26 protein-coding genes and 1 pseudogene are annotated in these 25623 nt (G+C 50.8%); 14 read left to right on the forward strand and 13 right to left on the reverse strand.

Annotated elements, in window-relative coordinates; translation table 11 throughout:
• Positions 1–126: 126 nt before the first annotated feature.
• The 6 genes from MKR05_RS04095 (at position 127) to MKR05_RS04120 (ending at position 5429) form a co-directional block, all read left to right on the forward strand.
• Positions 127–873 carry an ATP-binding cassette domain-containing protein gene (locus MKR05_RS04095; RefSeq protein WP_072199055.1) on the forward strand — a complete coding sequence of 249 codons (747 nt, stop codon included), beginning with the start codon at positions 127–129 and terminating at the stop codon, positions 871–873.
• An 18-nt stretch (positions 874–891) separates the two neighbouring features.
• Complete coding sequence (locus MKR05_RS04100) at positions 892–1893, forward strand: ABC transporter permease (RefSeq protein WP_072413205.1); 1002 nt, start codon at positions 892–894, stop codon at positions 1891–1893.
• 3 nt (positions 1894–1896) lie between these two features.
• On the forward strand, positions 1897–2976 hold the full coding sequence (locus MKR05_RS04105; RefSeq protein ID WP_048297514.1) for a phosphotriesterase: 1080 nt from the start codon (positions 1897–1899) through the stop codon (positions 2974–2976).
• Between the two features lie 14 nt (positions 2977–2990).
• A complete protein-coding gene (locus MKR05_RS04110; RefSeq protein WP_023289712.1) occupies positions 2991–3746 on the forward strand; it encodes a glutamine amidotransferase in 756 nt (251 codons plus the stop codon).
• Complete coding sequence (locus tag MKR05_RS04115; protein WP_080820165.1) at positions 3746–4858, forward strand: M20 family metallopeptidase; 1113 nt, start codon at positions 3746–3748, stop codon at positions 4856–4858. Before MKR05_RS04110 ends, MKR05_RS04115 begins: the two co-directional genes overlap by 1 nt.
• Before the next feature lie 142 nt (positions 4859–5000).
• The gene (locus tag MKR05_RS04120) at positions 5001–5429 is read left to right on the forward strand and encodes a cell envelope integrity TolA C-terminal domain-containing protein (protein ID WP_064154600.1); all 429 of its coding nucleotides are present in this window, start codon (positions 5001–5003) and stop codon (positions 5427–5429) included.
• Between the two features lie 177 nt (positions 5430–5606).
• Here MKR05_RS04120 and MKR05_RS04125 read toward each other — a convergent pair whose 3' ends face one another.
• Entirely contained in the window at positions 5607–6512 is a 906-nt protein-coding gene (locus tag MKR05_RS04125; protein ID WP_064154599.1) for a LysR family transcriptional regulator, read from the reverse strand.
• A gap of 103 nt (positions 6513–6615) precedes the next feature.
• Here MKR05_RS04125 and MKR05_RS04130 point away from each other — a divergent pair, with 103 nt between their 5' ends.
• The gene (locus MKR05_RS04130) at positions 6616–7824 is read left to right on the forward strand and encodes an MFS transporter (RefSeq protein WP_064154598.1); all 1209 of its coding nucleotides are present in this window, start codon (positions 6616–6618) and stop codon (positions 7822–7824) included.
• A 100-nt stretch (positions 7825–7924) separates the two neighbouring features.
• On the opposite strand, the gene MKR05_RS04135 is transcribed toward MKR05_RS04130, so the two are convergent.
• Together MKR05_RS04135 and MKR05_RS04140 are read right to left on the reverse strand one after the other, a co-directional pair.
• A complete protein-coding gene (locus tag MKR05_RS04135) occupies positions 7925–8554 on the reverse strand; it encodes a helix-turn-helix domain-containing protein (protein ID WP_048297519.1) in 630 nt (209 codons plus the stop codon).
• A 66-nt stretch (positions 8555–8620) separates the two neighbouring features.
• The gene (locus MKR05_RS04140) at positions 8621–9280 is read right to left on the reverse strand and encodes a winged helix-turn-helix transcriptional regulator (protein ID WP_048297520.1); all 660 of its coding nucleotides are present in this window, start codon (positions 9278–9280) and stop codon (positions 8621–8623) included.
• 439 nt (positions 9281–9719) lie between these two features.
• Between MKR05_RS04140 and MKR05_RS04145 the strand changes: the two genes are divergently transcribed.
• The 6 genes from MKR05_RS04145 to MKR05_RS04170 all read left to right on the forward strand — a co-directional run bounded on the left by MKR05_RS04145 (position 9720) and on the right by MKR05_RS04170 (position 15868).
• Complete coding sequence (locus tag MKR05_RS04145; protein WP_023289719.1) at positions 9720–10250, forward strand: fimbrial protein; 531 nt, start codon at positions 9720–9722, stop codon at positions 10248–10250.
• Between the two features lie 57 nt (positions 10251–10307).
• The gene (locus MKR05_RS04150; RefSeq protein WP_048298670.1) at positions 10308–10985 is read left to right on the forward strand and encodes a molecular chaperone; all 678 of its coding nucleotides are present in this window, start codon (positions 10308–10310) and stop codon (positions 10983–10985) included.
• Positions 10986–11013: 28 nt separating this feature from the next.
• A complete protein-coding gene (locus MKR05_RS04155; protein ID WP_077263838.1) occupies positions 11014–13548 on the forward strand; it encodes a fimbria/pilus outer membrane usher protein in 2535 nt (844 codons plus the stop codon).
• 34 nt (positions 13549–13582) lie between these two features.
• On the forward strand, positions 13583–14590 hold the full coding sequence (locus tag MKR05_RS04160; RefSeq protein ID WP_044523267.1) for a fimbrial protein: 1008 nt from the start codon (positions 13583–13585) through the stop codon (positions 14588–14590).
• Between the two features lie 10 nt (positions 14591–14600).
• Entirely contained in the window at positions 14601–15113 is a 513-nt protein-coding gene (locus MKR05_RS04165) for a fimbrial protein (protein WP_044523270.1), read from the forward strand.
• Between the two features lie 131 nt (positions 15114–15244).
• Positions 15245–15868, forward strand: coding sequence for a LuxR family transcriptional regulator (locus tag MKR05_RS04170; RefSeq protein ID WP_048297522.1), 624 nt, complete (start codon positions 15245–15247; stop codon positions 15866–15868).
• Positions 15869–16119: 251 nt separating this feature from the next.
• Here MKR05_RS04170 and MKR05_RS04175 read toward each other — a convergent pair whose 3' ends face one another.
• Together MKR05_RS04175 and MKR05_RS04180 are read right to left on the reverse strand one after the other, a co-directional pair.
• The gene (locus tag MKR05_RS04175; protein WP_087824271.1) at positions 16120–17310 is read right to left on the reverse strand and encodes an OmpP1/FadL family transporter; all 1191 of its coding nucleotides are present in this window, start codon (positions 17308–17310) and stop codon (positions 16120–16122) included.
• A 60-nt stretch (positions 17311–17370) separates the two neighbouring features.
• Entirely contained in the window at positions 17371–18996 is a 1626-nt protein-coding gene (locus MKR05_RS04180) for a mechanosensitive ion channel family protein (protein ID WP_101976437.1), read from the reverse strand.
• A 580-nt stretch (positions 18997–19576) separates the two neighbouring features.
• Here MKR05_RS04180 and MKR05_RS04185 point away from each other — a divergent pair.
• Positions 19577–19747, forward strand: a pseudogene (locus MKR05_RS04185) (haloacid dehalogenase-like hydrolase); the annotation flags it as partial.
• Between the two features lie 60 nt (positions 19748–19807).
• Here MKR05_RS04185 and MKR05_RS04190 read toward each other — a convergent pair.
• The 8 genes from MKR05_RS04190 to MKR05_RS04225 all read right to left on the reverse strand — a co-directional run bounded on the left by MKR05_RS04190 (position 19808) and on the right by MKR05_RS04225 (position 25441).
• The gene (locus tag MKR05_RS04190) at positions 19808–20428 is read right to left on the reverse strand and encodes a LysE family translocator (protein WP_048297524.1); all 621 of its coding nucleotides are present in this window, start codon (positions 20426–20428) and stop codon (positions 19808–19810) included.
• Positions 20429–20615: 187 nt separating this feature from the next.
• Positions 20616–21722 carry a PTS fructose transporter subunit IIC gene (locus tag MKR05_RS04195; RefSeq protein WP_044523279.1) on the reverse strand — a complete coding sequence of 369 codons (1107 nt, stop codon included), beginning with the start codon at positions 21720–21722 and terminating at the stop codon, positions 20616–20618.
• Between the two features lie 42 nt (positions 21723–21764).
• Positions 21765–22076: a PTS fructose transporter subunit IIB gene (locus tag MKR05_RS04200; protein ID WP_004179922.1), complete on the reverse strand. Its 312-nt coding sequence runs from the start codon at positions 22074–22076 to the stop codon at positions 21765–21767.
• Positions 22077–22131: 55 nt separating this feature from the next.
• On the reverse strand, positions 22132–22602 hold the full coding sequence (locus tag MKR05_RS04205; protein ID WP_044523281.1) for a PTS sugar transporter subunit IIA: 471 nt from the start codon (positions 22600–22602) through the stop codon (positions 22132–22134).
• Between the two features lie 126 nt (positions 22603–22728).
• Positions 22729–23409 (reverse strand): D-allulose 6-phosphate 3-epimerase, encoded by a 681-nt coding sequence (gene alsE, locus MKR05_RS04210; protein ID WP_048297525.1) that lies wholly within the window; start codon positions 23407–23409, stop codon positions 22729–22731.
• Between the two features lie 23 nt (positions 23410–23432).
• Positions 23433–24695 (reverse strand): PTS ascorbate transporter subunit IIC, encoded by a 1263-nt coding sequence (locus tag MKR05_RS04215; RefSeq protein ID WP_044523287.1) that lies wholly within the window; start codon positions 24693–24695, stop codon positions 23433–23435.
• Positions 24696–24725: 30 nt separating this feature from the next.
• Positions 24726–24992 carry a PTS sugar transporter subunit IIB gene (locus tag MKR05_RS04220; protein ID WP_044523289.1) on the reverse strand — a complete coding sequence of 89 codons (267 nt, stop codon included), beginning with the start codon at positions 24990–24992 and terminating at the stop codon, positions 24726–24728.
• Positions 24993–25003: 11 nt separating this feature from the next.
• Positions 25004–25441 carry a PTS sugar transporter subunit IIA gene (locus tag MKR05_RS04225; RefSeq protein ID WP_044523291.1) on the reverse strand — a complete coding sequence of 146 codons (438 nt, stop codon included), beginning with the start codon at positions 25439–25441 and terminating at the stop codon, positions 25004–25006.
• Positions 25442–25623: the final 182 nt, after the last annotated feature.

Consider the following 25623-nt stretch of genomic DNA (forward strand, 5'->3'; position numbering starts at 1 on the left):
ACCGGTTTACTAGATTGTAAACCGTGTCGGATAGAGTCTCTCCCGCAGGATGGCGAACATTTTCCCGGCAATAGCGATGGGAGTTATCAGATGCAGCAGCCACAAACTACCCCGCCAAGGGTGGAGATGATCAATATCACCAAGACCTACGGGTCGATACGTTCATTGCGCGGCGTTAACCTCGAATTGGCCCCGGGCGAAGTGCTGGGTTTAGTGGGCGATAACGGCGCGGGGAAATCCACCCTCACCAAAGTGCTCTCTGGCGCGGTGATCCCCTCCAGCGGCACGATTCGTATCGACGGTGAACAGCAGCAGTTTACCAATCCGGCCGATTCGCGCCGCTGCCATATCGAGATGGTCTATCAGGATCTGTCGCTCTGCGACACGGTCGACGTCGCGGGCAATCTGTTTATGGGCCGTGAGCCGATGAAATCGGTCCTCGGTATTCCCTTTCTCGACGAGGCCAAAATGCACGCCGATGCCAGAGAGATGCTTAAAGGGCTGGGGATCTCTATTCCGGATACCCGCCTGCTGGTGCGAAATCTCTCCGGCGGCCAGCGCCAGGCTATTGCCATCGCCCGCGCGGCGGCCTTTGACCCGAAAGTCCTGATTATGGATGAACCCACCGCCGCGCTGGCCGTCGCGGAGGTCGAAGCGGTTCTGGAACTCATTCGCCGCGTTTCCGCTCGCGGGGTGAGCGTGATTCTGATTACCCACCGCCTGCAGGACCTGTTCCTGGTGTGTGACCGGATCATGGTGATGTATGAAGGTACCAATGTCGCTGACAGGCGGGTGTCCGACACCAGCCTGAACGATATCGTTAACCTGATTGTGGGCGAAAAATTCACCGCCCGCTCTGCGGCTGCACATTGAGGTAACAGGATGAGTATCATGAACTTAAGCAGCTCCCGCATGATCCAGCATTCGCTGCCGCGCCGCCTGCTGCATAACCACTCGGGCGTGGTCAGCATCGCGCTCTTTTTCGTCTTCTGCTGCGTGGTGTTTTCGCTGATCACCAGCAACTTTCTCACCGGCACCAACTGGCTGAATATCATCCGTCAGAGCGCCCCGCTGCTGATCGTCGCGACGGCGATGACCCTGGTGATTACCACCGGCGGTATCGATCTGTCGGTGGGCTCTACCCTGGCGCTGGTCGGCGCACTCTCCGCTATCGCCCTGAATAGCTGGGGGCTGCCGTGGCCGGTGGTACTGCTCGGCGGCCTGCTGCTCGGCGGCGTCGTTGGCGCCATCAACGGCTTCTTTATTGCCTATGAAGGGATTCCGGCGTTTATCGTCACCCTCGCCACTCTGGCTGTGGTTCGCGGCATCGCGCTGCTGATCACTCAGGGTTATTCGATTCCGGTTCCGGCTGACAGCCTGTTTACCTTTATCGGACGCGCGTGGGTAGTCGGTATCCCCATGCCCGCGCTGCTCGGCATTCTGATTCTGGTGATCGGGCATATCGTTCTTAATCACATGCGTTTTGGTCGCTACGTGACCGCTATCGGCGCCAACGCCGAAGGCGCGCGACGCAGCGGGATTAACACCAAAGCCGTCACGATGAAGGTCTATATCCTCAGCGGTATGGCCGCCGCGCTGGCGGGAATGATCATTACCGCTCGCCTCGGCAGCGGCTCCTCCAACCAGGGTGAAGGCTTTGAACTGCAGGTTATTGCCGCCGTGGTGCTCGGCAGTACCAGCCTGTTTGGCGGCTTCGGTACCATTATCGGCACGCTGCTGGGCGCGCTGTCGATTGCGGTCATTCAGAACGGGCTGATCTTGTCGCATATTTCGCCGTTTTACACCCAGATAGCTACCGGCACCATTATCCTGCTGGCTATCTGGCTGAACACCCGCATTCTCAACCCCACGCGCTCCGCGGCAAAAGGATAGCTGATGAACGGATCAATTTTTCGTCATCCCTCACCGTTGCCGGTTGGCGTCAGCAGCGGTTACGTGATGACAGTGCTTGGCCCGCTGCCGATTAACGAAATGGGCGTCACCCTGATGCATGAGCATATTCTGCTGGATGCCTCCGGCAAATGGGTGCCGCCCTGCTGCTGTAGCGATCGCCATCTTGCCGAAATGCCGGTGAAAATGGAAAACCTTGGCGAACTGTCACTGAATCCGTTGATGAGCCGCGATAACTGTCAGCTGTTTGATGTCGACGTTGCGATTGAGGAACTCACTAAATATCGCGCCCTTGGCGGCGAAACCGTGGTCGACCCGACCAATATCGGTATTGGCCGCGATCCGAAAGCGCTGGCGCGCATCGCGCGTCTGACCGGTCTGAACATTATTATGGGTACCGGCCTCTATCTGGAGCCTTCTCACCCCGAGTGGGTAAGGACCAGCAGCGTTGAACAGCTGACCGAACGGCTGATTTACGATCTTGGCGGCGCGGAGGAGAAACCGGAGGTACTCGCCGGGCTTATCGGCGAAATCGGTATCTCCAGCCGTTTTACGCCGGATGAGGAGAAATCCCTGCGCGCTGCGGGTCGGGCCAGCGCCGCGACCGGCGTGCCGATCGAGGTCCATCTGCCGGGCTGGGAACGGCTGGGTCATCGGGTGCTGGATATTCTCGAGCTGGAAGGTGCCGATTTACGCCATACCGTGCTGTGCCATATGAACCCCAGCTTTGCCGATAAGCGCTACCAGCGCGAACTGGCCCAGCGCGGAGCATTCCTCGAATACGACATGATTGGCATGAGCTATTACTACGCCGACGAGTCAGCGCAGTCGCCCTCCGACGAGGAGAACGCCCGCGCGATCCGCGAGTTAATTGACGACGGCTATATCCAGCACATTCTGTTGTCGCAGGATGTCTTCCTGAAAACCATGCTCACCCGCTACGGCGGCCACGGTTACGGCTACATACTCAAGCATTTTGTTCCGCGTCTGCGGCGCCACGGCGTCAGCGGCGAACAGCTTGAAACCTTAATGATTGGAAACCCCCAGCGGGTCTTTGGCGGATAAAAGGAAACGTCATCATGCAGAAAAAAATCTTACTGGTCGGTGAGTCCTGGACCAGCACCTCAACGCACGTTAAAGGCTTCGACCAGTTTGCCACCGCCACCTGGCACACCGGCGCAACGGATTTTCTGGCCGCGCTCGCCGACAGTCCCTATGCCATTACCTATATGCCCGCCCACGCGGCGGCGACAGACTTTCCGCTGACGCTGGAAGCGCTGGAACACTGGGATGCGATCATCCTTTCGGATATCGGCGCCAATACGCTGCTGCTGCATCCGGACACCTGGCTGAAGAGCCGCCGCACCGCCAACCGTCTAACGCTCCTGCATGATTACGTGGCCGGCGGGGGGGCGCTGATGATGATCGGCGGCTATTATAGCTTCCAGGGGATCAACGGCGGCGCGCGCTACCGTAATACCGCGGTGGAGAAAGTGCTGCCGGTTCGCTGCCTGGCCTGGGACGATCGCATTGAAACCCCGGAAGGCTGCTTTGCTGAAGTGGCGGGATCTCACCCCCTGTTTAACGATATTCCGGGCGAATGGCCGTGGTTGCTGGGCTATAACGAGGTTGAAATGCATCCGGAAGGTAAACTGCTGGCGACCGTGGCCGGTACCGATCATCCTCTGCTGGCCATTCGCGAATATCAGCGGGGGCGCTCGCTGGTGTGGACCAGCGACATGTCGGCGCACTGGCTGCCGGAAGAGTTTGCCAAATGGCCCGGCTATCGCCAGCTGTGGATTAACTGCCTCGACTGGCTGACGGAACGCCGCTGATGACCGCTACCCTTGAGCTCGCCCGGCAACTGCTGGGCTTTAACACCATCAACCCGCCGGGCAGCGAAGCCGACTGCATGCGGTTCTTCGCCGACTGGCTTGCCGATAGCGGTTTTGAGGTGTCGCTGTCGTCATTCGGCGAGGGACGCTGCAATCTTATCGCCAGGCTGCCCGGGTCGAAGAGCGGTAAACCGCTGGCTTTTACCGGACATCTGGATACCGTCCCGCTGGGAAATGCCCGCTGGCAGTACGATCCTTTCGGTGCGCAGATGGAAGACGGGCGTCTTTATGGACGCGGGTCGAGCGATATGAAAGCGGCGATAGCGGCATTTGCCGTCGCCTGCGTTCATCAGCGGCAAACGATTCGCGCCGGGCGCGGCGCACTATTGCTGATCACCGGCGGAGAAGAGACCGGCTGCGACGGCGCGCGGGCGCTGATCGCCTCCGAGACGTTGCCAGAGGTGGGCGCGCTGATCGTCGGTGAGCCCACCGCCAACTACCCGGTTATCGGTCATAAAGGCGCCCTCTGGCTACGCTGCGAAACGCGGGGAAAAACCGCCCACGGCGCGATGCCGGAGCTGGGGATCAATGCTATCTATCTTGCGGCGGATGCGCTGGGTAAGATCCAGCATTTTTCGCCGGGCGCGCCGCATCCGCTGATGAAGCAACCCACCCTCAACGTCGGACGCATAGAGGGCGGACTCAATATTAATTCCGTACCGGACCGCACGCGTTTTGATGTCGATATCCGCAGCGCGCCCAATTTACAGCACGCCGCTATCCGGGAGCGCTTGACGACGCTGCTGGGCGAAAGCGTTACGGTCACCACGCTGGTCGACCTGCCTGCGGTCCTGAGCCGGGAGGATCATGCATGGATTAAGCAGGTTTACCAACGCTGTCAGCCGCTGCACGCTGAGCCGATTACACCGCGCGTGGTGCCCTACTTTACCGACGCCTCGCTGCTGCTGCCTGCCCTGGGCAACCCGCCCTGTATTATTCTCGGCCCCGGGGAGCCGTCGATGGCTCATCAAACCGACGAGTACTGCCTGCTCAGCCGGCTGGCGGAGGCAGAACGGCTATACGGTGACCTGATTCGCGACTGGATGGCCTAACCGTCCGCGACGAAAGCCAAAGATATGTGACGGTGTCACTTAAAGCGAGCACTATGCATTCAGCGTTTGAATAATCTCGCGGAATAACAGAGGATAACCGCCTCGTACACGAAATGTTTCACCACCAGCAAGGAGGCTTACCATGTCCGCGAAAATTAACGCCGTGCTCGTTTGCACCCTCTCTTTACTCCTTTCCGCCTGTTCGGGTCATGCTTCTGCGCCGGACAGCGCCGAAGACGCTCAAATATCGGCAGAAGTGGATAAGATACTTCGCGATTATCAAACGGGTGCAGATACGTCACCGCAGGCCAAAGCCTCACGCTATCTGGCGCGGATCCAGGCGGCTATCTTCGCTAACATAGACCAGCCGGACTCCTGGCAAGGGCAAAAATGCTCGGTGCGCTTTACCCTGCAGCGTGACGGCACGGTGCAGGATCCGGCGGTCGAGAACGGCGATCGGCCATTCTGCGCGCAGGTGATGTCCGCGCTGAAAGTCGCCAAAATTCCGCCTGCGCCAGATGAAAAAACCTATCAAACATTCAGCCATGTCGTTCTGGACTTGAAGGCCTGAGCTTGCCCGTAGAAAGCGCCCCGGCCATCGCCAGGGCAATGGCTAAAAAGATAAGCTTTAACAGACGCTTTTAGGCGATCGGCGAGGAGTGATTCAATGGTGCTTGAGTCGAGGTGATGAGCGGCAAGAGCGCCGGCTGAACGGGACAGCGCATCCAGGTGCGCTGATGATGGCCTCTTATTCATGACTCAATCTCTGATACATGAAATCAATAAGCGCTCTTGTTTTTGCCGGCAAATAACGCCGATCGGAATACAGGGCGAACAATTGCAAGGGGGCCGCCGATTGTTCAAATTCAATTTCGATTAACCGGCCATCGTCAATATAGGGCTGGCAGGCTTGTTTCGACAGGATGGCATAACCGACGCCTGAGATGGCCGCTCGCCCTGCCATCTCCCCGCTGTTGACCCGATAACGACCGTTCACTTTAATCGTCTCGAATCCGCCCTTTTTATTCACAAACTGCCAGGGAGCGCCTTTAAGCGCATTTACCGTTGTAATACAGGGCAATTCTTCAAATTGCTGTATACGAGAAGGCGTGCCATAACGCTGGATAACGGAGGGGGCCGCAACGATGGTGCAAGGGATGGTCACCAGATGACGGGCTATGTAGTCACTGTCATCCATCTGACCACGACTCACAATGACAGCGAGATCCAGATCATCGCGCAGGGATTCATAACCAGACAAATTGGTGACGCAACTTATCTCCAGGTCCGGATGCTGACAGGCGAAATCGGCAACAATAGCGCCCAGCAGTGCAGGACCGATTTCATTGGGAATACAGATACGTAGTGGCCCCTTGAATTGCATTTGCCGCAACGTTAATTCGGTTTCAGTTTGCTCAAGCGCTTCCAGTAATGGCTTCGCCCGGGAATAGAGTAGATGCCCCGCCTGAGTGAGTTTCATATGTCGGGTACTGCGTTCAATAAGCTGAAGATTCAGTTTATCTTCTAGCTGAGCAATGCAACGGCTCACATTTGATGCCGGCATTTCAAGGGCTTTCGAAGCCCCCACAAAACTGTCTCTTTCAACTACAGCGATGAAGACTTTCAGCGCATTAAAATCAAGAACTGGCCGCATCAACTATCCCACATATGATAATAATGAGTGCCATTTTTACCATCTAATCGATAAGTTTGATAGCAGTTAAGCTAGGTTATCTTTCATCAACAGGTCGCTTGCTATGCCACGGGTCACCACAACATTTAATCAAAAGGCGCTGATACGGATAGCGCTGGTCATCGCTTTTGTGCAGTTTACTAATGCGCTGGAATATATGATGTTCAGTCCTGTTTTTACATTTATGGCCGCGGATTTCGCTGTTCCCGTCTCCTTCTCAGGCTATGTATCCGGTATGTACACCTCTGGAGCCGTCCTGTCGGGAATTATCGCCTTTTACTGGGTTGACCGTTGCAATAAGAAGCGTTTTCTTATCGCTAATATGGTGCTGCTAGCCATGGCGACACTGTTGACAACATTCATAACCCGTTTTCCTCTTCTTCTTACCTTGCGATTCTTCGCAGGGCTGGTTGGAGGGACGACAATGGGGGTGGGGATCGGTATTTTGATAAACCACACGCCGGCTGACTTGCGCGGAAAAATGTTGGCGACGGTGATTGCGTCATTTTCGCTGGTAAGCGTTGTGGGGATGCCCGCTATATTATTTTTGTGTACTCATTACGGTTGGCATGTCGCGTTGTGGTTAATCAGCACGCTCTGTTTGTTGGCATTGCCATTGATCGTCACTGTCATCCCTCAGGACCCAGTCACTTTCGACACGTCTCACGCGCTACCCCTCGATGTTGATACTTTACTGTTTGCTTCCGGTAATGCGCTGGTACAGTTTAGTCCAATGCTGATCATTCCTGTTCTGGCGCCGTTAATGACGCAGCTGTTGGGGGCTTCTGAAAGCCTGCTGCCCTGGCTGTTCTTCGGCGGGGGACTGGCGGGGTATCTGTCAACAAGAATGACAGGGGCATTAACCTCTCGTTTTTCTGCCTTGAGTTTGGCGACCGGGTCAACCCTCGTTTTTATTCTGAGCTTGCGGATACCCCTCCTGGGCTATCCGCATCCGGCGCTGTTTATGACGTTATTTCTCGGGGCAGCTTACAGTCGTCTGGTTTCATCTTCGGCGGTTACGATTCAGTTTCCTGATAACAACCAACGAGCGGGATTCTCTTCATTACAGACGTCCATGATGTATCTGATGACGACTGCCGCATTTTTCCTGTCCGCTTTTCTGTTACCTGACCATCGCATGGCGCTCCAGAATATGGATACGTTGCTGGCGCTATGTGCAATTTCCGCATCAGGATCCCCAATTATTATCATCATTTTGCAAAAAAAACTGGCTAAGCGGACGATCCCGCCCGATCGTTGCACCACTGGGTAGAACATGGCGCGCCCTGCCCTGGGCATTAAAAATTATCATTGACCCTGGTGTGGTCGCTAAATGGAGATGAGGGCGTTTTTTTGTCTGACGGTGTCTGAATTTAGTACCTGGCGGGAAGCTTATGGATTTTAATGAGTCTTCCCTCTTCCATTTCGATAAAACCACCCGTTTTTAAATCTGCAAGAATGCGCATGACGCCGCTGCGAGAAAGATGGGTTTTCTCACGGATGTAGAGTTCCGCTGTGACTGCGGCGCGATAACTCTCATCTTCTTCGATTAAATTGAGCAACTGCTGGCGGATCATCTCGTACGCCGTCGGTGCGCCCTGCGGCATCACATTGTTGTAAAGTCGGCCATACACAAACATCAGTTGCTTTGAGAGCAGTCCCCATAACGACTTTTCTTTAATGATGTCATGAACACGAGCGGTGGAGATCTCGCCAATCACGCAGGAGTTGATAGTTTTAATGTAATCATCGAAGTAAATATCCGTCAGATTGGCAAGACCAAACACGGCGGGACTGCGCGCAGTGGACAGCATCATATTATCGTTTCGGCGATAAACCGCTACGGTTCCCTCAAGGATGAGGTAACACATCCCCTGGCCATTCACCTTGAAATCCAGTTGCTCCCCCCTTTCGGTTTTACGTGGCGTGCAATACGGCTGTATATGCATTATCAACTCTTGCGCGTAGGGTGAACCTCTGTGAGGTTTTGCTGAAGAGGACATAACCGATAACCTTTAGATTGACCTGTCTGATTATAGCCTGGCTTCCTGTTGCGGGTATCCTCATCGTCAGTATTTTCGAGGCAAATGGTTGATATCAAGAAGTATACCCCGTTCCATGGTGATGTAGTTCCCGGTTCGCAGCTCTGCCAGAATTCGCATAATCCCGCTCCGTGAAAGATAGGTTCGGCTCTTAATATAGGCTGCAGCCGTAATTTGTTGCCGTATCGCATCCGGCTCTTGCATCAGTTCAACAAGCTGAAAGCGGATGATGTCATAGGCCGACATCTGCGAGATTTGTGCGCAATGCTCATACACCCGGGAGGCCGTGTAAATCAGGAGTTTCGAAAAATGCTCCCATAGATCCAGTTGCGCCACGATGTGATTAAAACAATCCAGTGACACCCGGGCGATCTCTGACGTCTCCAGTGCTCTCACATAGAGATGCTCTGAGGAAAACTGACTACTGACGCCCAGAATAAAGGGTGATGATTCAGAATTTAAAACAATGCCATCGCCGCGACGGTGCAGCGCGACGCTACCTTGCAATAGTAAAAAACATTGCCGGATACCATCTTTATAATAATGCACGACCTCACCTCTGCCGATCACTACTCTTTCTGCTGCTGGCAACACATGATTTATCAGAGTCTCGATGTGCCGAAATGGTTTTAATTCCAGGGCAATTGATTTGTCCTGGTTTTCCGGGGTGGTTAAGCGCGTGTTCATATGCTGCCTCAATTCCTCTACGGTGATCGCTTTATTGATCGACCCGACGAATTATCTTAAAAATGAAGAAACCGCGAAATATTGGTTTAGGGTCCAAAAGTAGACCGTGCTAAAGATGTACTCTAAGTAATTGATTTTGTGCCTCATGACCTTTGAGTCTAAAAATAGACTGGGCCTTAATAAACACACTAATAAAAGGAATGTTACTTATTCGTTAAGTGAGAGTCTACTTATAGACCCACAAATCATTTGAGTTTAAGAAAGTGATTAGATAAATTTTAGCCAGCCAGCAGAACAGTTCATGATCTTACCGTAATTAATTATGGCTGCCATGCTGCACAGTAATAAATAAGGCGCTGGTACAAAAAGAGTGTAACGCTCATCGGCACCCTATTGCCTGAATATAAGTGGCAAACCAAGTTAATAAGGAAACAACGTAATGAAAAAGAGTCTTGTTTTAGTTGCCTTGACCGCAACTGCAGCGCTGTCTATGTCTCACGCTTTTGCTGCCGCTGGCACCGTGAATTTCGTCGGCAATATTCTTGATACTGCCTGTGAAGTCGATGTGGCATCGCAAAACCAGCAGGTCAATCTCGGTAACTTTTATAAAACTGAATTTCCGAACAGTGGCGCAAAAGCGGCTGCAAAGGATTTTAATATCGTGCTTAAAAACTGCCCAACCACAGTGACTTCGACAAAAGTACGCTTTGATGGCACCCCCGATCTGACCAACCCTAACCTGCTGGCTATTGATACCTCAACCTCCAGTGCGGCGTCAGGGGTGGCGATTAACCTGATGACCGCCGATAAAGTCGACCTGCCTTTACACGGTGAGAACAGCTATAACTACACCCTTAGCAGCACCCAGGACAATACGCTGAAATTCTACGCGCAATATATCTCCACCACGGCATCAGTAACGCCGGGTACGGCCAACTCTGTTGCTAACTTCTCCATTGTATATAACTGATTTTCTGTCCAGAAAAGCTGATGGGGTCGATACGGCCCCATGTTTCAGAGGTCTAAAATGAATGTTCTTCGCAGTATCTTGCTTACCACCACGATATTGAGTATTGGCTTATCCGCTGCTCAGGCCGGTGTCGTTATTGGTGGTACGCGGGTCATTTTTGATGGTAATAAAAAAGAAGCCTCAATTGGCATAAATAATCCTGATAAAACCCCCTACCTGATCCAGTCCTGGATCGAAACGCCGGATGGCGGTGCCGAAAAGGCGCCTTTCATCATTACGCCACCGTTATATCGACTGAATAATGGCCAACAAAACGTCGAGCGCATTGTTGCCACCGGAGCATTACCTCAGGATAAAGAGAGCTTATTTTGGCTTAATATAAAAGCCATACCCTCTGCAGCTAAAGTTGACAATACGTTGCAAATTGCCATTAAAACCAGAATCAAGCTCATCTACCGTCCGGCGGCGATGAAAGGCGCATCCCCTGAAGAGCAGGTCGATAAATTACGCTGGCAACGCGTCGGTAATAAGATACAGGTAAACAATCCGACTCGGCATGTCATGAATTTTAACGAAATTTCACTATCAGGTAAAAAATTACCCGATGTCAGTTATGTATTACCCGGTAGCACAGCGACGTTTGATTTACCCTCCGGCGTAACGGGCGGGCCAGTGACATTCAAAATTATCAATGATTATGGCAGTCCCGGGGCAGAACACAAAGCCAGTCTGTAGACCAGCGAAAAGACACTGAGTGGGATTTATGATGATGGCAATGGATTATATAAAAGCACGTTCTCCACGGTTGGCATTATTGATAACCATCGCGCTCTTCAGTAATACGCAAAATAGCTATAGTCGCGATTTTTTTAATCCAGAACTGGTTGAACTGGATAATCCGGGGACAGAAAAAGTCGATCTTTCTGGTTTTGAATCGGGCGCGCAAGCTCCCGGGGATTATCATGTTGATATCGTCCTGGACGATCGGTTAGTTGATACCCGCGATATCAGGTTTGTGTTGCTGAAAGGGCCTGGCGGTGATGACAAATTAGTCCCCTGTTTATCCATTGAGCAATTAGAAAGCTGGGGAGTGAAGACTGGACTTTTTCCCGCGTTAAAAGGCGAAACATCCTGTGCGAACCTGTCCGCGATCCCTCAGGCCAGTACGGATTTCCAGTTTGCCATGCAGCGTCTGGTATTGAGCATTCCGCAAGCGGCACTATCAGCGCAAGCGCGCGGAGCGGTGTCGCCGGATCGCTGGGATCAAGGGATTAACGCCGCCCTGCTCAACTACAGTCTGAGTGGGGCCAATAACTGGGCAAAAAATAGCAACAGCAGCACCAGCGATAATCAGTATGCCAACCTGCGTCCTGGCGTGAATATTGGCCCCTGGCGGTTAAGAAATTACACCACCTGGTCGCGCGATTCACAGGGTCACGATGCCTGGAAGACGGTTTATACCTATGCTCAGCGTACGATAATCCCGTTACAGTCGCAGCTCACGCTGGGTGATAGCTCTGCCCCGGCAGATGTCTTCGACAGCATGCCTTTTCGGGGAGGACAACTTGCCTCCGATGATGACATGCTGCCCGACTCCCTTAAGGGCTATGCCCCAGTGGTGCGTGGTATCGCCCGGACCAATGCCCAGGTGATAATTCGCCAGAATGGCTATCAGATATACCAGAGCTTTGTGGCGCCGGGGGCTTTTGAAATCACGGATATGTATCCTACCGGCGGCGCCGGCGATCTTGATGTCACTATTAAAGAGGCTGATGGCAGTGAGCAGCACTTTAGCGTGCCATTTGCCTCCCTTCCCGTATTACAGCGTGAAGGCCGAATAAAATATGCGTTAACGGGCGGCCAATATCGTTCTTACAACGGCAGCGTGGACAAAACGCCCTTTGCTCAGATGAGCGTTATTCTCGGTTTGCCCTATGGCTTTACGTTTTACGGCGGATTACAGGAGTCGAGTAAGTACCAGTCCCTCGCCGCGGGCGTCGGTAAAAACATGGGTAACTTTGGCGCAATCTCCAGCGATATCACCCAGGGCTGGTCCACGCCGCAAAATATGCCGAAATCCAGGGGGCAATCATGGCGGGCTCGATACAGTAAAAATTTTGCCGCAACGGGCACCAACTTCGCGATTGCCGGCTACCGCTATTCGACCAGCGGCTACTATGGCATGCAAGAGGTCCTGGATTCTTACGGTGACAGTCAGGCGCTTCAGGACCGACGCCGCAACCGTGCTGAGCTGACGTTGAGCCAGGGGTTGGGAGACCATCTGGGATCGTTGATGCTGAACGCCGCGCGTGAAGATTACTGGAATTCGGGTAAGGCAATGGAATCATGGAGCGTTGGGTATAACAACTACTGGCACAGTATCAGTTATGGCCTGACCTGGACGCTGAGTAAGAATGGGAGCGCGGGATCGTACAGCTCAGCCCACAGCGACGATAAAAACCAGATGCTGGCGCTGAATATCAGCATTCCCCTGGAAAAACTGTTGCCGCAGACATGGGCAAACTATGGCATGAATACCAGCAAGAATAACGGTACGACACACAGCGCTGGGTTAAATGGCGTTGCTTTGCCGAATAATGCGCTCAACTGGAATATTCAACAGGGTTTCGGCACTCACGATGCGGCCTACACCGGCAATATGAATGGTGATTATCGCGGCACCTATGGCGAAATCACAGCCGGGTACAGCTATGACAAAAATACCGATCGTCTGAATTATGGGATTCAGGGGGGCGTGGTTGCGCATGCCAATGGCGTGACGTTTTCTCAGCCCCTGGGTGAAACCAACGTGCTGATTGCCGCCCCCGGGGCTGCCGGCGTAGGCATCCAGAATATGACCGGAGCGACAACCGATTATCGCGGATATACGGTTGCCTCTAACTTAATGCCTTATCGCAAAAATGATGTGTCATTAATCACTGAAACATTACCGGCTAATGTTGATTTAGAGCAAACGGTCAAAACCGTGGTTCCTACGCGTGGCGCGATTGTCAGGGCGAACTATCGGGCAAGCGTAGGCGTTCGCATGTTGATGACCTTGAGCCAGCGAAACGGCCAGTTAGTGCCGTTTGGCGCAATGGCCAGCGTTGATGGAACAGATCATAACAGTTTTATCGTGGGTGATAGCGGACAGGTCTATTTGACGGGTCTCGATCCCGAGGTAAACCTGACCGTGAAATGGGGAAATCAATCCGTGAACACCTGCAGGGTTCATTACTCGATAAACATGACGAAGCTGAATAACGATGTGATTATCGATAATGCTGTTTGCCGATAACGTTGAAATGAATTTTTATATCAGGTGCATAGGTATGCGACTTTTCCGATCTGCATTATTAATGCTGGCTGTGTTGTTTCCATTGAGTGGCTTCTGTTGTGATTATACTTACATCGGCTCTCCCTATACCGTGGATTATGGCAATATTATCGTTCAGCGCGATGTTCCCGTTGGCCAGGCGATAAGCAATGAGATATATGGCTCCTTAGCACATGCTTATACCTGCGTCACAACCGGCAATGAAGGGTCTAGCTCAGGAATGAAAAGCGCTATTTTACCCTATGTCGCGACGTACGGCGCGCGGCGCGTTTATCAAACCAATGTGCCTGGGGTGGGTATTTCTTTTGGCTTTTACATGAACTCCAAAGCAGGCGCGTCGACATTTAGCGGCACCGATTATATTGACCGCGGTAACGCTTCAATGTCCAGTTGGTCTTCAAACCCAGGCGAGCTGGTTATTCATGATTATCAGCCGGTTATACAATTCTGGAAGATTGGTGATATTACATCTGGCTCAGTAACGGGGCAACTGGCATCGTTTGTCGCCTTTACGATGCAATATCTCGGCGGAGAACAAGCTCCTGAGATCCCCGTCAATGCGGGGGCCGGATCTATTACCCAGGTGGCATGCGCGGTGACAACGTCGAATATGGTATTTGAACTGGGGGACGTTTTGGTCAGCGAGTTTGGTTCTGCGGTGGGATCAACCCCCGCTAATGCGCAGAAAACGCAGAATCTCATTCTGGACTGTGATGCCGGAGCCAATATTAACGTCATGCTCTCCGGGGCACAAAATCCAGACGTCAGCGATAATACCGTGCTGGCGTTAACCGGTCAGGGAAGCGCAGGCGTCGCACAGGGGGTTGGCGTGCAGCTGGTTTATAACAATACTCCTCTCATCCTTGGCAATAATCTTGTTCTGAAGAGAACCAATGGCGGCCAGGAGATGTTTCCGTTAACCGCACGCTACTATCAGACCAATACAACGGTAACCACCGGCATCGCCAATGCCTCCGCAACGCTGAGTCTTACCTATCAATAAGGACTGTTAAATGAAAATGAATAAACTCGTGTTGCTGATGGCATGCGCAATAGTATTGCCTGCGTTGTCGGCAGACAACGTCGATATCAAAGTCACAGGTCGTATTATCGCAGCGCCCTGCGTCTTTAACGGGGGGAGTGAAAATATGAATGTTGATCTTGGTAATATTCAGGCAACAAACATGTTCACCCCCGGGTCATCTTCCGATCCGGTTACCTTTAATCTCCTGTTTTCCCGCTGTCCGCCGGGTACGCTAAGCGTGACAACCCGTTTTAGCGGAACGCCTGACCCGGAAGCGGGCATGAATTATTACCAAAACAGTGGCACTGCAACCCGTGTGGCCATTGCGATGTCTGATGCTACTACAGGTTTGTTGATGGGCAGCGGATCCAGCATCACGCAAAATATTGCCGCAGACAGAACGGCGACGATTCCGATGAGCGCCATGGTGACCTCAGTGGCGGGAAGGCCAACACCAGGTTCCATTCATGCCGTTGTCGTTTTGACAATGCAATACAACTGACGGGTCGCTGGCTATAGCGGGTCATAGGCGCCTGAGTCGTCTTCCCCTTCAGGAAGCTAACAGGGTAAAAAAGCTGCGTCTATTATTCCCCCAATGCAGCTGCGCTTAATAATTATGTTTCGGTATAGTAAATGGTTAACATTGTAATAAAAGAGTGGGATACCCTCTTTAGGCGTGGACTGACCTTTTTTTTTAATGATTTTTTTTGTCAGCACAACACTAAAGTGAATTTCAGTTTTAACTTTACCTCAGAAAGCGTGAAGGTAGCGGACGTTATTGTGCTGGCATTATGCCCAGGAGAATGTTTTATTTGCCGCCCTGAACTGCGGAGTCGAAAAAAAAGCATTGTGATTGGTATTGTTGATGATGACATGCGTGTCTCAGCGCTACCCTCTTGCTTTCAGGATATTATCTTTCTCTCTCGCCGACATTCCGTGACGCAGTTACGTACAGCAATGCATACCGCCTGGCACCGGCTGCAGCAGACAAATTATCGGCACTCAACCGGATCATGTTGTGATTGCCAGCTTACCAAACTGTCGCCACAGCAAATCCGCATCATGAGCTGTTTAAATGAGGGGATGTCAGTCATGCAAATTGCCGAAGAACTGATGGTGAGTGAGAAAACGGTCTATGCGCATAAATATATGGTGATGAGGAAATTTAACTTACACAGCGATTATGAGTTAATGCTCCTGCTCAATAAACTGACAATAAATAACGACTGGCCCAAGGGCTTTATAAATGTAAATTAATGATAGCTGGCAAGTCACAGAAACAGACCGCCGGGCGTCTTCCCTGCGCCACTTACCATCGCCCCCGGGTCTCAAAGAAAGACCCGAAGGATCGTGGATAACCAGCGCTCAGGATATACAGGCGAATTAATCAAACTGATTCAGGATAAACGCCACACCCACCGTACAAAGGCGGTGATGTCCCTTTACGAGGGCACAAAAAATCATTTGTGCATCCCTCCCCGCGCATTGCACGGCAAAGACATCAGCCATTAGAATTGATAACTATAGTTTACATTAGCAAACCATAAATATGGGTGGTTGTAGCTACCGCTATAGATAGCAGGCGACTGAACGTGAGACGATTGCATATGCAAGTAGGAGACGGCGACGCCAATATTACTCTGCGGTGTAATCTGGTACTGGGCGCCTGTGGCAAAACGCCATTCATCACCCGTCGGTAATGTGAGCGCTACGTCACTCTGCGAATTGTATACCGTGCTGTCAAAGGCAACACCAGCGTTGAGACGCCATTGTTCGGTAGGACGGTACTGCACGCCTAATGCCGTATGCCAGGAATCCTTCAGACGGCTCTTTTTATCCAGTTCCTGCCCCACCACCGCAATTTGTGGGGCGCCAAACTGGCTCCAGTCCTGCCAACCGAGATCGCCCATCACCGACCATCGTTTATTGATATCATGCACCAGGCTCAGCATAATTTGCTGAGGCGCGCGTACCTGCGCTGAGACAGGAAGCTCGTACTCAACGTTGGCTAAATTCGGCAAGCGCGCCTTACCATCAATATCAAAATCGTATTCTGTCTTACTCGTCCATGCTATACCAAGCCGGGTCTGTTCCGTCAGCTGCATCAGCAAGCCAAGACGATACCCTAACGCCCAGTCGTGATCCTTCTGCGTTTCATCAGTATTATCGACGTTACGTGTTAATGACAGGAAGCCATAGTTGATGTTTACAGAGCCGCCCACAGACACTCTATCGCTTAATTTGTAAGCGATTGAAGGGCTGAGTGTCATCGCCACCATGGTGCTTTTCTTGATTAATCTGTCCCCAGCCCACTGACCAAAGTCAATCCCCAGGCCATAGTTGCCGTAAATGCCGAGGCCAGCATAGAGATCATCATTGATTTTTTGCGCATAGAATGCGCTGGCATTAGGGAAGAAGCGCATAATATCCCCAGGGCTCTTACGTCCGGCGTCATCGTTAAGTGAATAAGATACATCACCGTCCATCGCCTGAACTCCCCCGGTAAACATATGGTCAGGCAAACGAGTCATCCCGGCCGGGTTGGTGACAATGGTTGATGCATCCTGAGCGCGAGCAGCCTGCCCTGCGCCTGCCAGTGCTGTATCTTCTGTGCCAATTTCGTAGAAGTAGAGTGCGCTCGCCTGCGTGGTCTGCGAAATAAGGAGCCCAAAACATACCAGTATCAATTTTTTTTTCATGCGCTATCTGCCAATTTATATTACAAAATGTCCCTCTTTATCAGGAAGGACGGAAATAAGTTACGCACTCACATTTTTACTGCCATCAGGAGGAACCGCCGGGGCTGAATACCAGTTTTCTTTGGCAACAGTGACTGAACCCTCGGGTTGCATAACATAATTCGGGGACATAATCTGTACGTTGAATTCGTTAAATACATCCTGAATATGGCTATAAAGTTCATTGCGTGCTGCGGCTAAGGATTGCCCTGCTTTCAGTTGTACCTGTAATTCATAGGCGATATACCAGTCCATCAAACTGAGCTGGCGTACCAGCGGTGGTTGAGCCGGATCGACTGAGCTTGCCCGTTTGGCGGCGAGCTCTAGCATGGCATGAACCTGTCGCCAGGGTGTGTCATAACCAATCGTCACGCTGATGGTCAGGTTGATGCCACCACCGTGAGCATGTGCGCTCAAATTGGTGATTTTTCCACTCACAACCACCGCATTAGGCACCGTGACCACGTAATTTTCTCGGGTAATAATCTTGGTGGCCAACATACCAATTTCACTCACCAGTCCTTCGTTATCGGCCACGCGTATCACATCGCCTTTGCGCAGCGCGCGGGAATAAATCAGTACAAGACCGCTCATGGCGTGGTTCATCACCCCGGCGGAACCTAACGTCAACATCAGACCAAAGAAGACGCTGATCCCTTTAAACGCGAGCGAGTTAGCGCCAGGCAGAAAAGGGTACGCTGCTGACAGCGCAAACAGCCATACCACCACAGCGATCAGTTTACGAGTCGCCCCGACCGTTTCCGGATGAATGCCAGGAAGTTGCAAACGCCCTGCTGCCACCTGATTGAGAACCACTTTAAGCAGTTTCAAAATCACAGCGGTTAGCATAAAAATAATCAGCACAATCATCAGGCCCGGCAAGGCAGATACCACAGCAAGCGCTATGCCCTGAAAAACGCGCACAGACCAATCGCCCAGTGAGGCTCCCCATACGCGTGTCCATGGGAACAGGCTTAATACCCAGCTCAGCCAGACATACAGTGCTATGACGCCCAGCAAGATCATCAATGTGGCATAAAGTCGCGCTTCGATAGCACCGATAAAGCGTCGCCAGCTTTGGGGGATCCAGCTACGATTCTCGATGATACGTCGCCGAAATAGATGTTTTACCCTGCGCCATGAGCGGTATGCACCGTACCAAAGCGCAGCTAGCCCAAGCAGACCTCCAACGGCTTTTATGGCGGAAAGCACTAGCCAGCTGCGGTTATACTGGTCGCGCAGAGCGGTTCTCTGTGCCTCCATACGCGCCATAACCCGCTGCGCAGCCTGATCGAGCGTGAGATCATCCCCTTCGTCAAGATCACCTTCGGTAAGCAGCATAACTGGCTTACCGTTCATCACGATGAGTTTTCCAGGCTGGTTATAACGGGTAACAGACACCAGTTTGAGAGGTTGGCGAACATCCTCCTCAGTGAAATTCCGCAGCGTATTTCTAATTCGCAATACCCGCTCTTCCGGCGTGGTAAGTCCAAATTTAGCCTGCAGCATGACTATCGGCTGATGAAAGATATATACCGTACGGGCACGCTCTTGCGGCGTCGCCTGCTGTCGTGGCTCTGCGGCATGCGAAATGAAACTTGTTATCGTGAACAAGCTCGCCAGACAAATGAACAGAATTTGCTTCATTTCCACCCTCAACCCACGAAACATTGTTGTTATTGTTCTGAAAAGTTTTGAACTATTTCTCTTTAATAATTGAGCATAGACTAGCCGTTCACTTCTGCAATACGCACCAGAAGATATTGTTCGCCTATCTTATATCTCTCCCCCCGCCGACTAACGGATACAACCGACTATTTCGAAGTTGAAAGTGAGTTCACATCAATATTGCCCAAAGGATAACATTTTTCACCAGTAATGCATAATACGTAGTCTATAAAATAATACGATTATTTAATCGATTCAGCATGAATACACTAAACTTTTGCATGATAATAAGTTAAAGGGATATTCGGATTTTCCTTCCATTTATTTGACGCAACGATGGAAGTTATGCTTCGTAACTGACACGGGATGCCGTAGCGCCGCTAATTTATTAATAAACAACATTTCCTTTTATATAGTCTCGTTTTTGAATTAATCTGGTATTCCGATCTGTGACAGAGAATTCACTATAACCGCTAGTAATATTTCATTGACGATACGTGATTTTTCGTCAAGCCTATTAATTTTATTACTAAAATTAATATAAGCTTTTTTACCCGTCTCCTTTCGCCTTCTGGTTCATCATACGGCTCCCGTGTGTGAATATGCCTATGACAAGCTGGTTGATGGATTAACGCAGGCAAAAGCGCATGGCTGGACCGTCGTTGATATGAAGCAAGACTGGAAAACGGTGTTTGATCCGGCACAGTGTGTGACCTGGCCGGGATCGTAGAGCGTGTACCTCAAGATAGCTGAGCAAAGCGCAAAAACAGGGGCAAAGGCCCCTGTTTTATTACCGGCGGCTCATCGCCAGCTTCGCCGCAAAAAGCAGAAACAGGCAGCCGGTCGTTCGATCCATCCATTTCACTACCGCCGTTTTTTTCAGAATACCGGCGGCATAACGAGTGGCGGTAATCAGCGTTAACGACCACAGCGTACCAATCAGTACATGGATAGTAACCAGGAGAAAGGTCCATGTGATGGGGGAATGCCCCGACGGGATAAACTGAGGTAAAAACGAAACGTAGAAGACGCCCATTTTGGGATTAAGCACATTTCCCAGCATCCCACGCAGAAACCAGTTGCTCGTGGCGGTTGCCGCTGCCGGATTGCTGTCAAATTGCTGGCGCGGACGCAGAAGCAGCTGGATGCCCAGCCAACAAAGGTAGCCCGCGCCGCACCATTTCAACAAGGTATATGCCAGCTCAGAAACCGCCAGCAGCGCGCCCAAACCAAAGGCCACCAGCGCGCCCCAGATAAAGCACCCGAGATCGATACCTAACGCGGCATGCAAGGCTTTGCGCCCGCCTTCAGCGGTCGCCGTGCGCAGTATAAGCGCGGTATCCAGACCTGGCGTCAGGGTAAGTAGAGTGGCAGCGAGGGTGTAAGCCAGAAGTGAATCAGTGACGAGCATTTCCTGTCTCCGAAAGAGACAAGGCTACTGAAGCGTTCACATTTTTGCAACAAGAATGATCACCCTGCTCCACCTTCACCTGGGCTTCTGCCAGACGCAAAACACAGCCCATAACCAGGAAACAGTCGGCTATGGGCGGGTGTGCAGGAATAGCACAATGCGATTGATAAAATAATATAGAGGTAAGTTAGCTCACTTTAATATCATCGAGGTCGATATCCTCTTCTTCGTGATCGTTATTAACAATGACATCGCGCGGTATATCTTTTTTGATGACAGCGTAGACTGTAGCGGTGACCACGATATTCACCAGCAGCGCCATAATGCCGGCCATGGGATGTGACATGGTGGGGATCATCAATACCCCACCAAAAGGCACCGTGGCGTCCGCACCATATACCATGGTCACTGCCCCACCGCACGCGCCGCCGATGGCCGCGGCGGCGATACCGCGGACGATATCGTTCATGACGATCGGGATAGAGCCTTCAACGATATTAACAATCCCCATCGGAACCGCCGATTTTAAGGTTTCCACTTCTTCACTGTTATAGATGTTCTTACGCAGAAGCTTGGCAATGAAAAAAGCCAGGCCGAAACCAATAGGCGTTGCGGTGTTAACTAACTGAAGCGCGGTAATCGGCTCATTTATTCCCTGCGCCTGCAGCGTCAGAACGAAGGCAAAGCATGTCTTATTGAGCGGGCCGCCAAAATCAACGATACACAGCGCGCCTATCACTGCGCCCAACACTAAATTCGATGACGTACCCATACTTCTCAGGAAAGACGTAAGCGCTTCCGTAAAGATACCAATAGGCGTACCGATGATATAGACCATAATCAGGCAGCTGATTATGGAAGCAAAAAAGGGCACGATCAACGTCGGCATCAACCCGCGGGCCCAGTCCGGGACCTTCACCTTTTTAATGATCGCCAGCGCGATATAGCCGGCAATGTAGCCCCCGATCATCCCGCCGATAAAGCCAGCGCTGATGGTGTTTGCCGCCAGCCCGACGACAAATCCCGGTGCGATGCCCGGCTTGCCAGCAATCGAGCCGGAAATCCCCACCGCAATGACCACCGGCAGCAGCCCAAGCGCCTTAGCGCCCAGAGTGGCCATCGCCTGCCATAAATCAAATTGCCCCGGAGTTAACGTGTCCTGCACTGTTCCACCAAGCCCCATGCCGATAGCAATAATAAACCCTGCGCCACAGACAATGGGGATCAGAAACGAGATAGCGGTCAGCAGATGTCCTTTAGGATTTGCTGCTTGCCATATTTGTTTTAGAGACATAAGTTACGCCCTTAAGTATAGAGTCAGCAGGCCGAAATAAAATTATGAATTGACTATTTCGCTGAGTTTTTCAATCAGCTTATTGGGAGATTTCACTGCCGTTTCTGTGGCGACTTTGACCACTTTCTTACCCGCAAATCGCTCTTCTCCCGTCACTTTAACATCAGCGGCAAGCAGCACAATATCTGCCATGGCAATCTCATCAGCGGTTAATTGATTCTCAATGCCTATGGTCCCTTGTGTCTCTATTTTAACGTTATGACCGGCTTTTTTGGCGGCTGTTTCAATTTTCTTTTGAGCAATATAGGTGTGTGCAATTCCCACCGTACAGGCGGTAACTCCGACGATATTCATCTCGATTCTCCGTAATTTATTTAATAAGGTACAAAAGGATGTTAACAACTATGTATTACGCATCGGCGCTTTCAGTTTCTGAATTGAAAAGCGCAATGATTTTATGTGGATCAGATTCAACCAGTAACTTAGCAATAATGTCTTCGTCTGCCAGCGATCCGGATACTTGCGCTAACAGGCGAATATGAGTGGCATTTTGATCCACCAGGCAGACAGCAAATAAAATAATACAGCGGACATCGCTACCATCCATTGTCTCCCAGGGGATTTCATGTTGGGTACGACCGATAGCTAATGCGGTTCGGGCCACACCGGAAGATTTGCCATGCGGGATCGCAATATGATTTTCAAAACCGGTTGAGCCTTGCTCTTCACGTAACCAAACATCGCGAATAAAGTCCTCCTTATTGGTCACCGCACCATCCTGTACCAGTAACTCGGTGAGTTCTTCTATCACCTCTTCTTTCGTTCTGGCAGTCATTTTTAGCTTGATGTTCTTTACATTAAGTACTGTAGCAATATCCATAATTCACCCGCATTCATATAGAGTGGTCGTTGAATAACAGAACAGGCATCGCTGGCGTGATGCAGTTTTTTTAAATTCACTTGAATATACACTGTGGTTCGAAATAAATAATACGCAAAAAATGAATCAGGCAGCGACGGTTTCACGCTGGAAAATATCGATCATTCTATCCCACGCCAGGCTGACATCTTCATGAAGAGAAAACAGGCCAGATGTACCAACGATAAATACATCCACCCCAGATTCAGCAATCAGACCAAAGGTTTTTTCATTGCAAGAACCATCAATTTCCGTGAGATAATGATAGCCATTATTTTTGCGCATACTGATGAGCTTTCTTATTTTGTTCAGCGACTCAGGAATAAACTTTTGCCCGGCATAGCCAGGGTCAACTGACATGACCGTCACTTTATCCAGCAGGTGCGCATATTCAGCAATGCTTTCAGCCGGTGTCGCCGGGTTCAGCACCACCCCGCATTGTTTTCCCGCATCCTTGATCTGATTCAGCAGGCGGAATATTTTGTTATTCGCAGTCTCGGGATGGAAGCTAATGATATCGGCTCCTGCGTCGAGACACATTGGGATAATATCTTCCGGGTGGTTCACCATCAGATGGACATCGATGGGGACGGTAGTGATTTTTTTCAGATTCTCAATAAAAAAGGGAGACAGAGTGATATTGCGGACGTAATTGCCATCCATTATATCTACGTGATAAAGATCCGCTTTGTTATTCATGGCTGTGATCTGTTCTTTGAACTGTGTCAAATCCATACACATCAGTGAGGGTGAAAATTTTGCGCCCATAAACCAGCTCCGATAATAAATAGTTAGTTAAACATTGCGATGATATGACCTAAAACGATGCCGACAACGCCAAAGTCTGCATCGCCAAAGGTTGTAGAACCCAGGCCCATATCTCCCATCATTGGCAAAAGGATTGCCGGCAGGAACGAAATGAGCAGACCATGGGCAAATGCCCCCACCACTGCCCCACGACGTCCGCCGGTGATGTTGCCGTAAACGCCAGCCGTTGCCCCGCAGAAGAAATGAGGCACCAGTCCCGGGACGATGACGCTCAAACCGAACAGCGGGCAGAGAAACATGCTGAGCAGGCCTGCAACAAAGCTTGCGAGAAACCCGACGATAACGGCATTGGGAGCAAAGGGAAACACCGTCGGGCAGTCCAGCGCGGGTTTCGCGTCTTTCACGAGTTTGTCTGCAATACCTTTAAACGCTGGCACAATCTCAGCAATCACCATCCGCACACCGGCGAGGATGATATAAACCCCCGCAGCAAAAGTGAGGGACTGAATAATGGCGAAGATAATAAAATTTTGACCGGCACTCAGGGTCTCCTCGACAAAGGTTTTGCCCGCGACGACCACCAGCACCAGGAACAGAATCATCATGGTGAGAGAGATGGCCACCGACGAGTCACGAAGGAAATTGAGTGACTTAGGCACTTTAATTTCTTCAATCGAGGGGCTACCTTTCCCTACGACTTTTCCCACCAGCGCGGAGAGCAGATAACCAATAGAGCCAAAATGGCCGAGAGCCAGATCGTCGGTATTGGTAATTTTTCGGGTAAACGGCTGCAAGATCGCCGGAGAGATCACCATCATCGCGCCGAGAATCACCGCCCCGATGGCCACCACCCAACCACCCGACAAGCCACCTACTGACAAGATCACCGCCAGCATCGCGGCCATATAGAGCGTATGGTGGCCCGTTAAAAAAATGTACTTTAATGGCGTCAGACGCGCCAGGGCGATATTGATCAACATGCCCAGCACCATGATTGTGGCGGTTTCCGTGCCATAATTCTTCTGCGCCAGCGCGGCCATCGCGTCGGTGTTAGGCACCACCCCCTGAATATGAAATGAATGTTCAAATAGTTGGCTAAAAATGGTTAATGTATAGGCAATGATACCGGCGCCAGCCGTTAAAATAACAAAACCCATGATGGTTTTCAGGGTGCCTGAGATAACGTCTGAAATTCCTTTTTTTTGCAACAGCAGACCGATTAGAGAAAACAATCCAACCAGAATCGCCGGTGTCCCTAACACATCGTAAATAAGGAAATGAAGCATATTAAACTCCACGGTTCAGAAAGCCGTTGCTTAAATGTGTTCTGCTAAAATCTCTTTGATTTTATTGTTGTCGAGTAAATTACTTAATCCAACAACCTTCGCGGAATGACCAGTTAAATGTTCGGCAATATCGTTGGCGCTCAGAATAAGGTCCGCAGTTTCGCTTTTCGCAGACGTCAGGTCGGTATGTGCGACTTCAGCCTCTTTATTCATTTCAGCAAGGATTTTTTTGACATTCATTTCAACGATAAAGCTGCTGCCTAAACCATTGCCACAGACGATGAGTACTTTTTTCATTCTCTTTTCCTTCAGTCAATAACGGCCTGAATTGCCTTAATATCATCGGCTTTTAACAATCGTTCTAGCTTTTGCCGATCGCTAAAGAGTTCTGCCAGTTCACCGATCATCGTGATATGTTCATTCCCGGAACAAGCGCATAGCATAATAACCACGTATACCGGGTCGTTCTCAGTCGAGCCAAATGAGATGCCCTCTTTAATATGAAGGAGTGATAATCCATTCCTCAATGCACCTTGCTCGGGGCGGGCATGAGGCATCGCTAATCCTGGGGCTAATAGATAATAAGGCCCAAATTCTTCATGGCTTTTAAAAATCGCCTCAATATAGTGCTCTGCCATATACCCCTGCGCCAGCAAAGGTTCTGCTGAGAGTCGAATGGCATTTTTCCAGTTATCTATTGCGTTAATGACATTAATTTTATCCGGGGTTAACCAGTCTCTAATCATATGCACTCCCGAGGGATTCCATGTGCTGAACTATAAACAGCTAAATAAAATGCAACTGTGATACATCTCTCAAAGTTAGCGCTAACAAGCAAAAATGTTAAAAACAGAGTTACCGCTAACATGTGTTATAATGTGCTTTCCCCTACGCTGTGGTAAGTTATAATGTGTATCAACGATTTACT

This window comes from Klebsiella sp. K5-204 (genome assembly GCF_030128585.1).
Classification (GTDB): domain Bacteria; phylum Pseudomonadota; class Gammaproteobacteria; order Enterobacterales; family Enterobacteriaceae; genus Klebsiella; species Klebsiella quasipneumoniae.

Excerpts from the sequence above, each read along its gene's own strand:
- MKR05_RS04170 (WP_048297522.1), top strand. The coding sequence starts at position 15,245 with ATGGTTAACATTGTAATAAAAGAGTGGGATACCCTCTTTAGGCGTGGA.
- MKR05_RS04130 (WP_064154598.1), top strand. The coding sequence starts at position 6,616 with ATGCCACGGGTCACCACAACATTTAATCAAAAGGCGCTGATACGGATA.
- MKR05_RS04125 (WP_064154599.1), bottom strand. The coding sequence starts at position 6,512 with ATGCGGCCAGTTCTTGATTTTAATGCGCTGAAAGTCTTCATCGCTGTA.
- MKR05_RS04110 (WP_023289712.1), top strand. The coding sequence starts at position 2,991 with ATGCAGAAAAAAATCTTACTGGTCGGTGAGTCCTGGACCAGCACCTCA.
- MKR05_RS04095 (WP_072199055.1), top strand. The coding sequence starts at position 127 with ATGATCAATATCACCAAGACCTACGGGTCGATACGTTCATTGCGCGGC.
- MKR05_RS04225 (WP_044523291.1), bottom strand. The coding sequence starts at position 25,441 with ATGATTAGAGACTGGTTAACCCCGGATAAAATTAATGTCATTAACGCA.
- MKR05_RS04145 (WP_023289719.1), top strand. The coding sequence starts at position 9,720 with ATGAAAAAGAGTCTTGTTTTAGTTGCCTTGACCGCAACTGCAGCGCTG.
- MKR05_RS04200 (WP_004179922.1), bottom strand. The coding sequence starts at position 22,076 with ATGAATATCGTCGGAGTTACCGCCTGTACGGTGGGAATTGCACACACC.
- MKR05_RS04120 (WP_064154600.1), top strand. The coding sequence starts at position 5,001 with ATGTCCGCGAAAATTAACGCCGTGCTCGTTTGCACCCTCTCTTTACTC.
- MKR05_RS04190 (WP_048297524.1), bottom strand. The coding sequence starts at position 20,428 with ATGCTCGTCACTGATTCACTTCTGGCTTACACCCTCGCTGCCACTCTA.
- MKR05_RS04105 (WP_048297514.1), top strand. The coding sequence starts at position 1,897 with ATGAACGGATCAATTTTTCGTCATCCCTCACCGTTGCCGGTTGGCGTC.
- MKR05_RS04160 (WP_044523267.1), top strand. The coding sequence starts at position 13,583 with ATGCGACTTTTCCGATCTGCATTATTAATGCTGGCTGTGTTGTTTCCA.
- MKR05_RS04115 (WP_080820165.1), top strand. The coding sequence starts at position 3,746 with ATGACCGCTACCCTTGAGCTCGCCCGGCAACTGCTGGGCTTTAACACC.
- MKR05_RS04165 (WP_044523270.1), top strand. The coding sequence starts at position 14,601 with ATGAAAATGAATAAACTCGTGTTGCTGATGGCATGCGCAATAGTATTG.
- MKR05_RS04215 (WP_044523287.1), bottom strand. The coding sequence starts at position 24,695 with ATGCTTCATTTCCTTATTTACGATGTGTTAGGGACACCGGCGATTCTG.
- MKR05_RS04220 (WP_044523289.1), bottom strand. The coding sequence starts at position 24,992 with ATGAAAAAAGTACTCATCGTCTGTGGCAATGGTTTAGGCAGCAGCTTT.
- MKR05_RS04180 (WP_101976437.1), bottom strand. The coding sequence starts at position 18,996 with ATGAAGCAAATTCTGTTCATTTGTCTGGCGAGCTTGTTCACGATAACA.
- MKR05_RS04175 (WP_087824271.1), bottom strand. The coding sequence starts at position 17,310 with ATGAAAAAAAAATTGATACTGGTATGTTTTGGGCTCCTTATTTCGCAG.
- MKR05_RS04195 (WP_044523279.1), bottom strand. The coding sequence starts at position 21,722 with ATGTCTCTAAAACAAATATGGCAAGCAGCAAATCCTAAAGGACATCTG.
- MKR05_RS04205 (WP_044523281.1), bottom strand. The coding sequence starts at position 22,602 with ATGGATATTGCTACAGTACTTAATGTAAAGAACATCAAGCTAAAAATG.
- alsE (WP_048297525.1), bottom strand. The coding sequence starts at position 23,409 with ATGGGCGCAAAATTTTCACCCTCACTGATGTGTATGGATTTGACACAG.
- MKR05_RS04150 (WP_048298670.1), top strand. The coding sequence starts at position 10,308 with ATGAATGTTCTTCGCAGTATCTTGCTTACCACCACGATATTGAGTATT.
- MKR05_RS04140 (WP_048297520.1), bottom strand. The coding sequence starts at position 9,280 with ATGAACACGCGCTTAACCACCCCGGAAAACCAGGACAAATCAATTGCC.
- MKR05_RS04155 (WP_077263838.1), top strand. The coding sequence starts at position 11,014 with ATGATGATGGCAATGGATTATATAAAAGCACGTTCTCCACGGTTGGCA.
- MKR05_RS04135 (WP_048297519.1), bottom strand. The coding sequence starts at position 8,554 with ATGTCCTCTTCAGCAAAACCTCACAGAGGTTCACCCTACGCGCAAGAG.
- MKR05_RS04100 (WP_072413205.1), top strand. The coding sequence starts at position 892 with ATGAACTTAAGCAGCTCCCGCATGATCCAGCATTCGCTGCCGCGCCGC.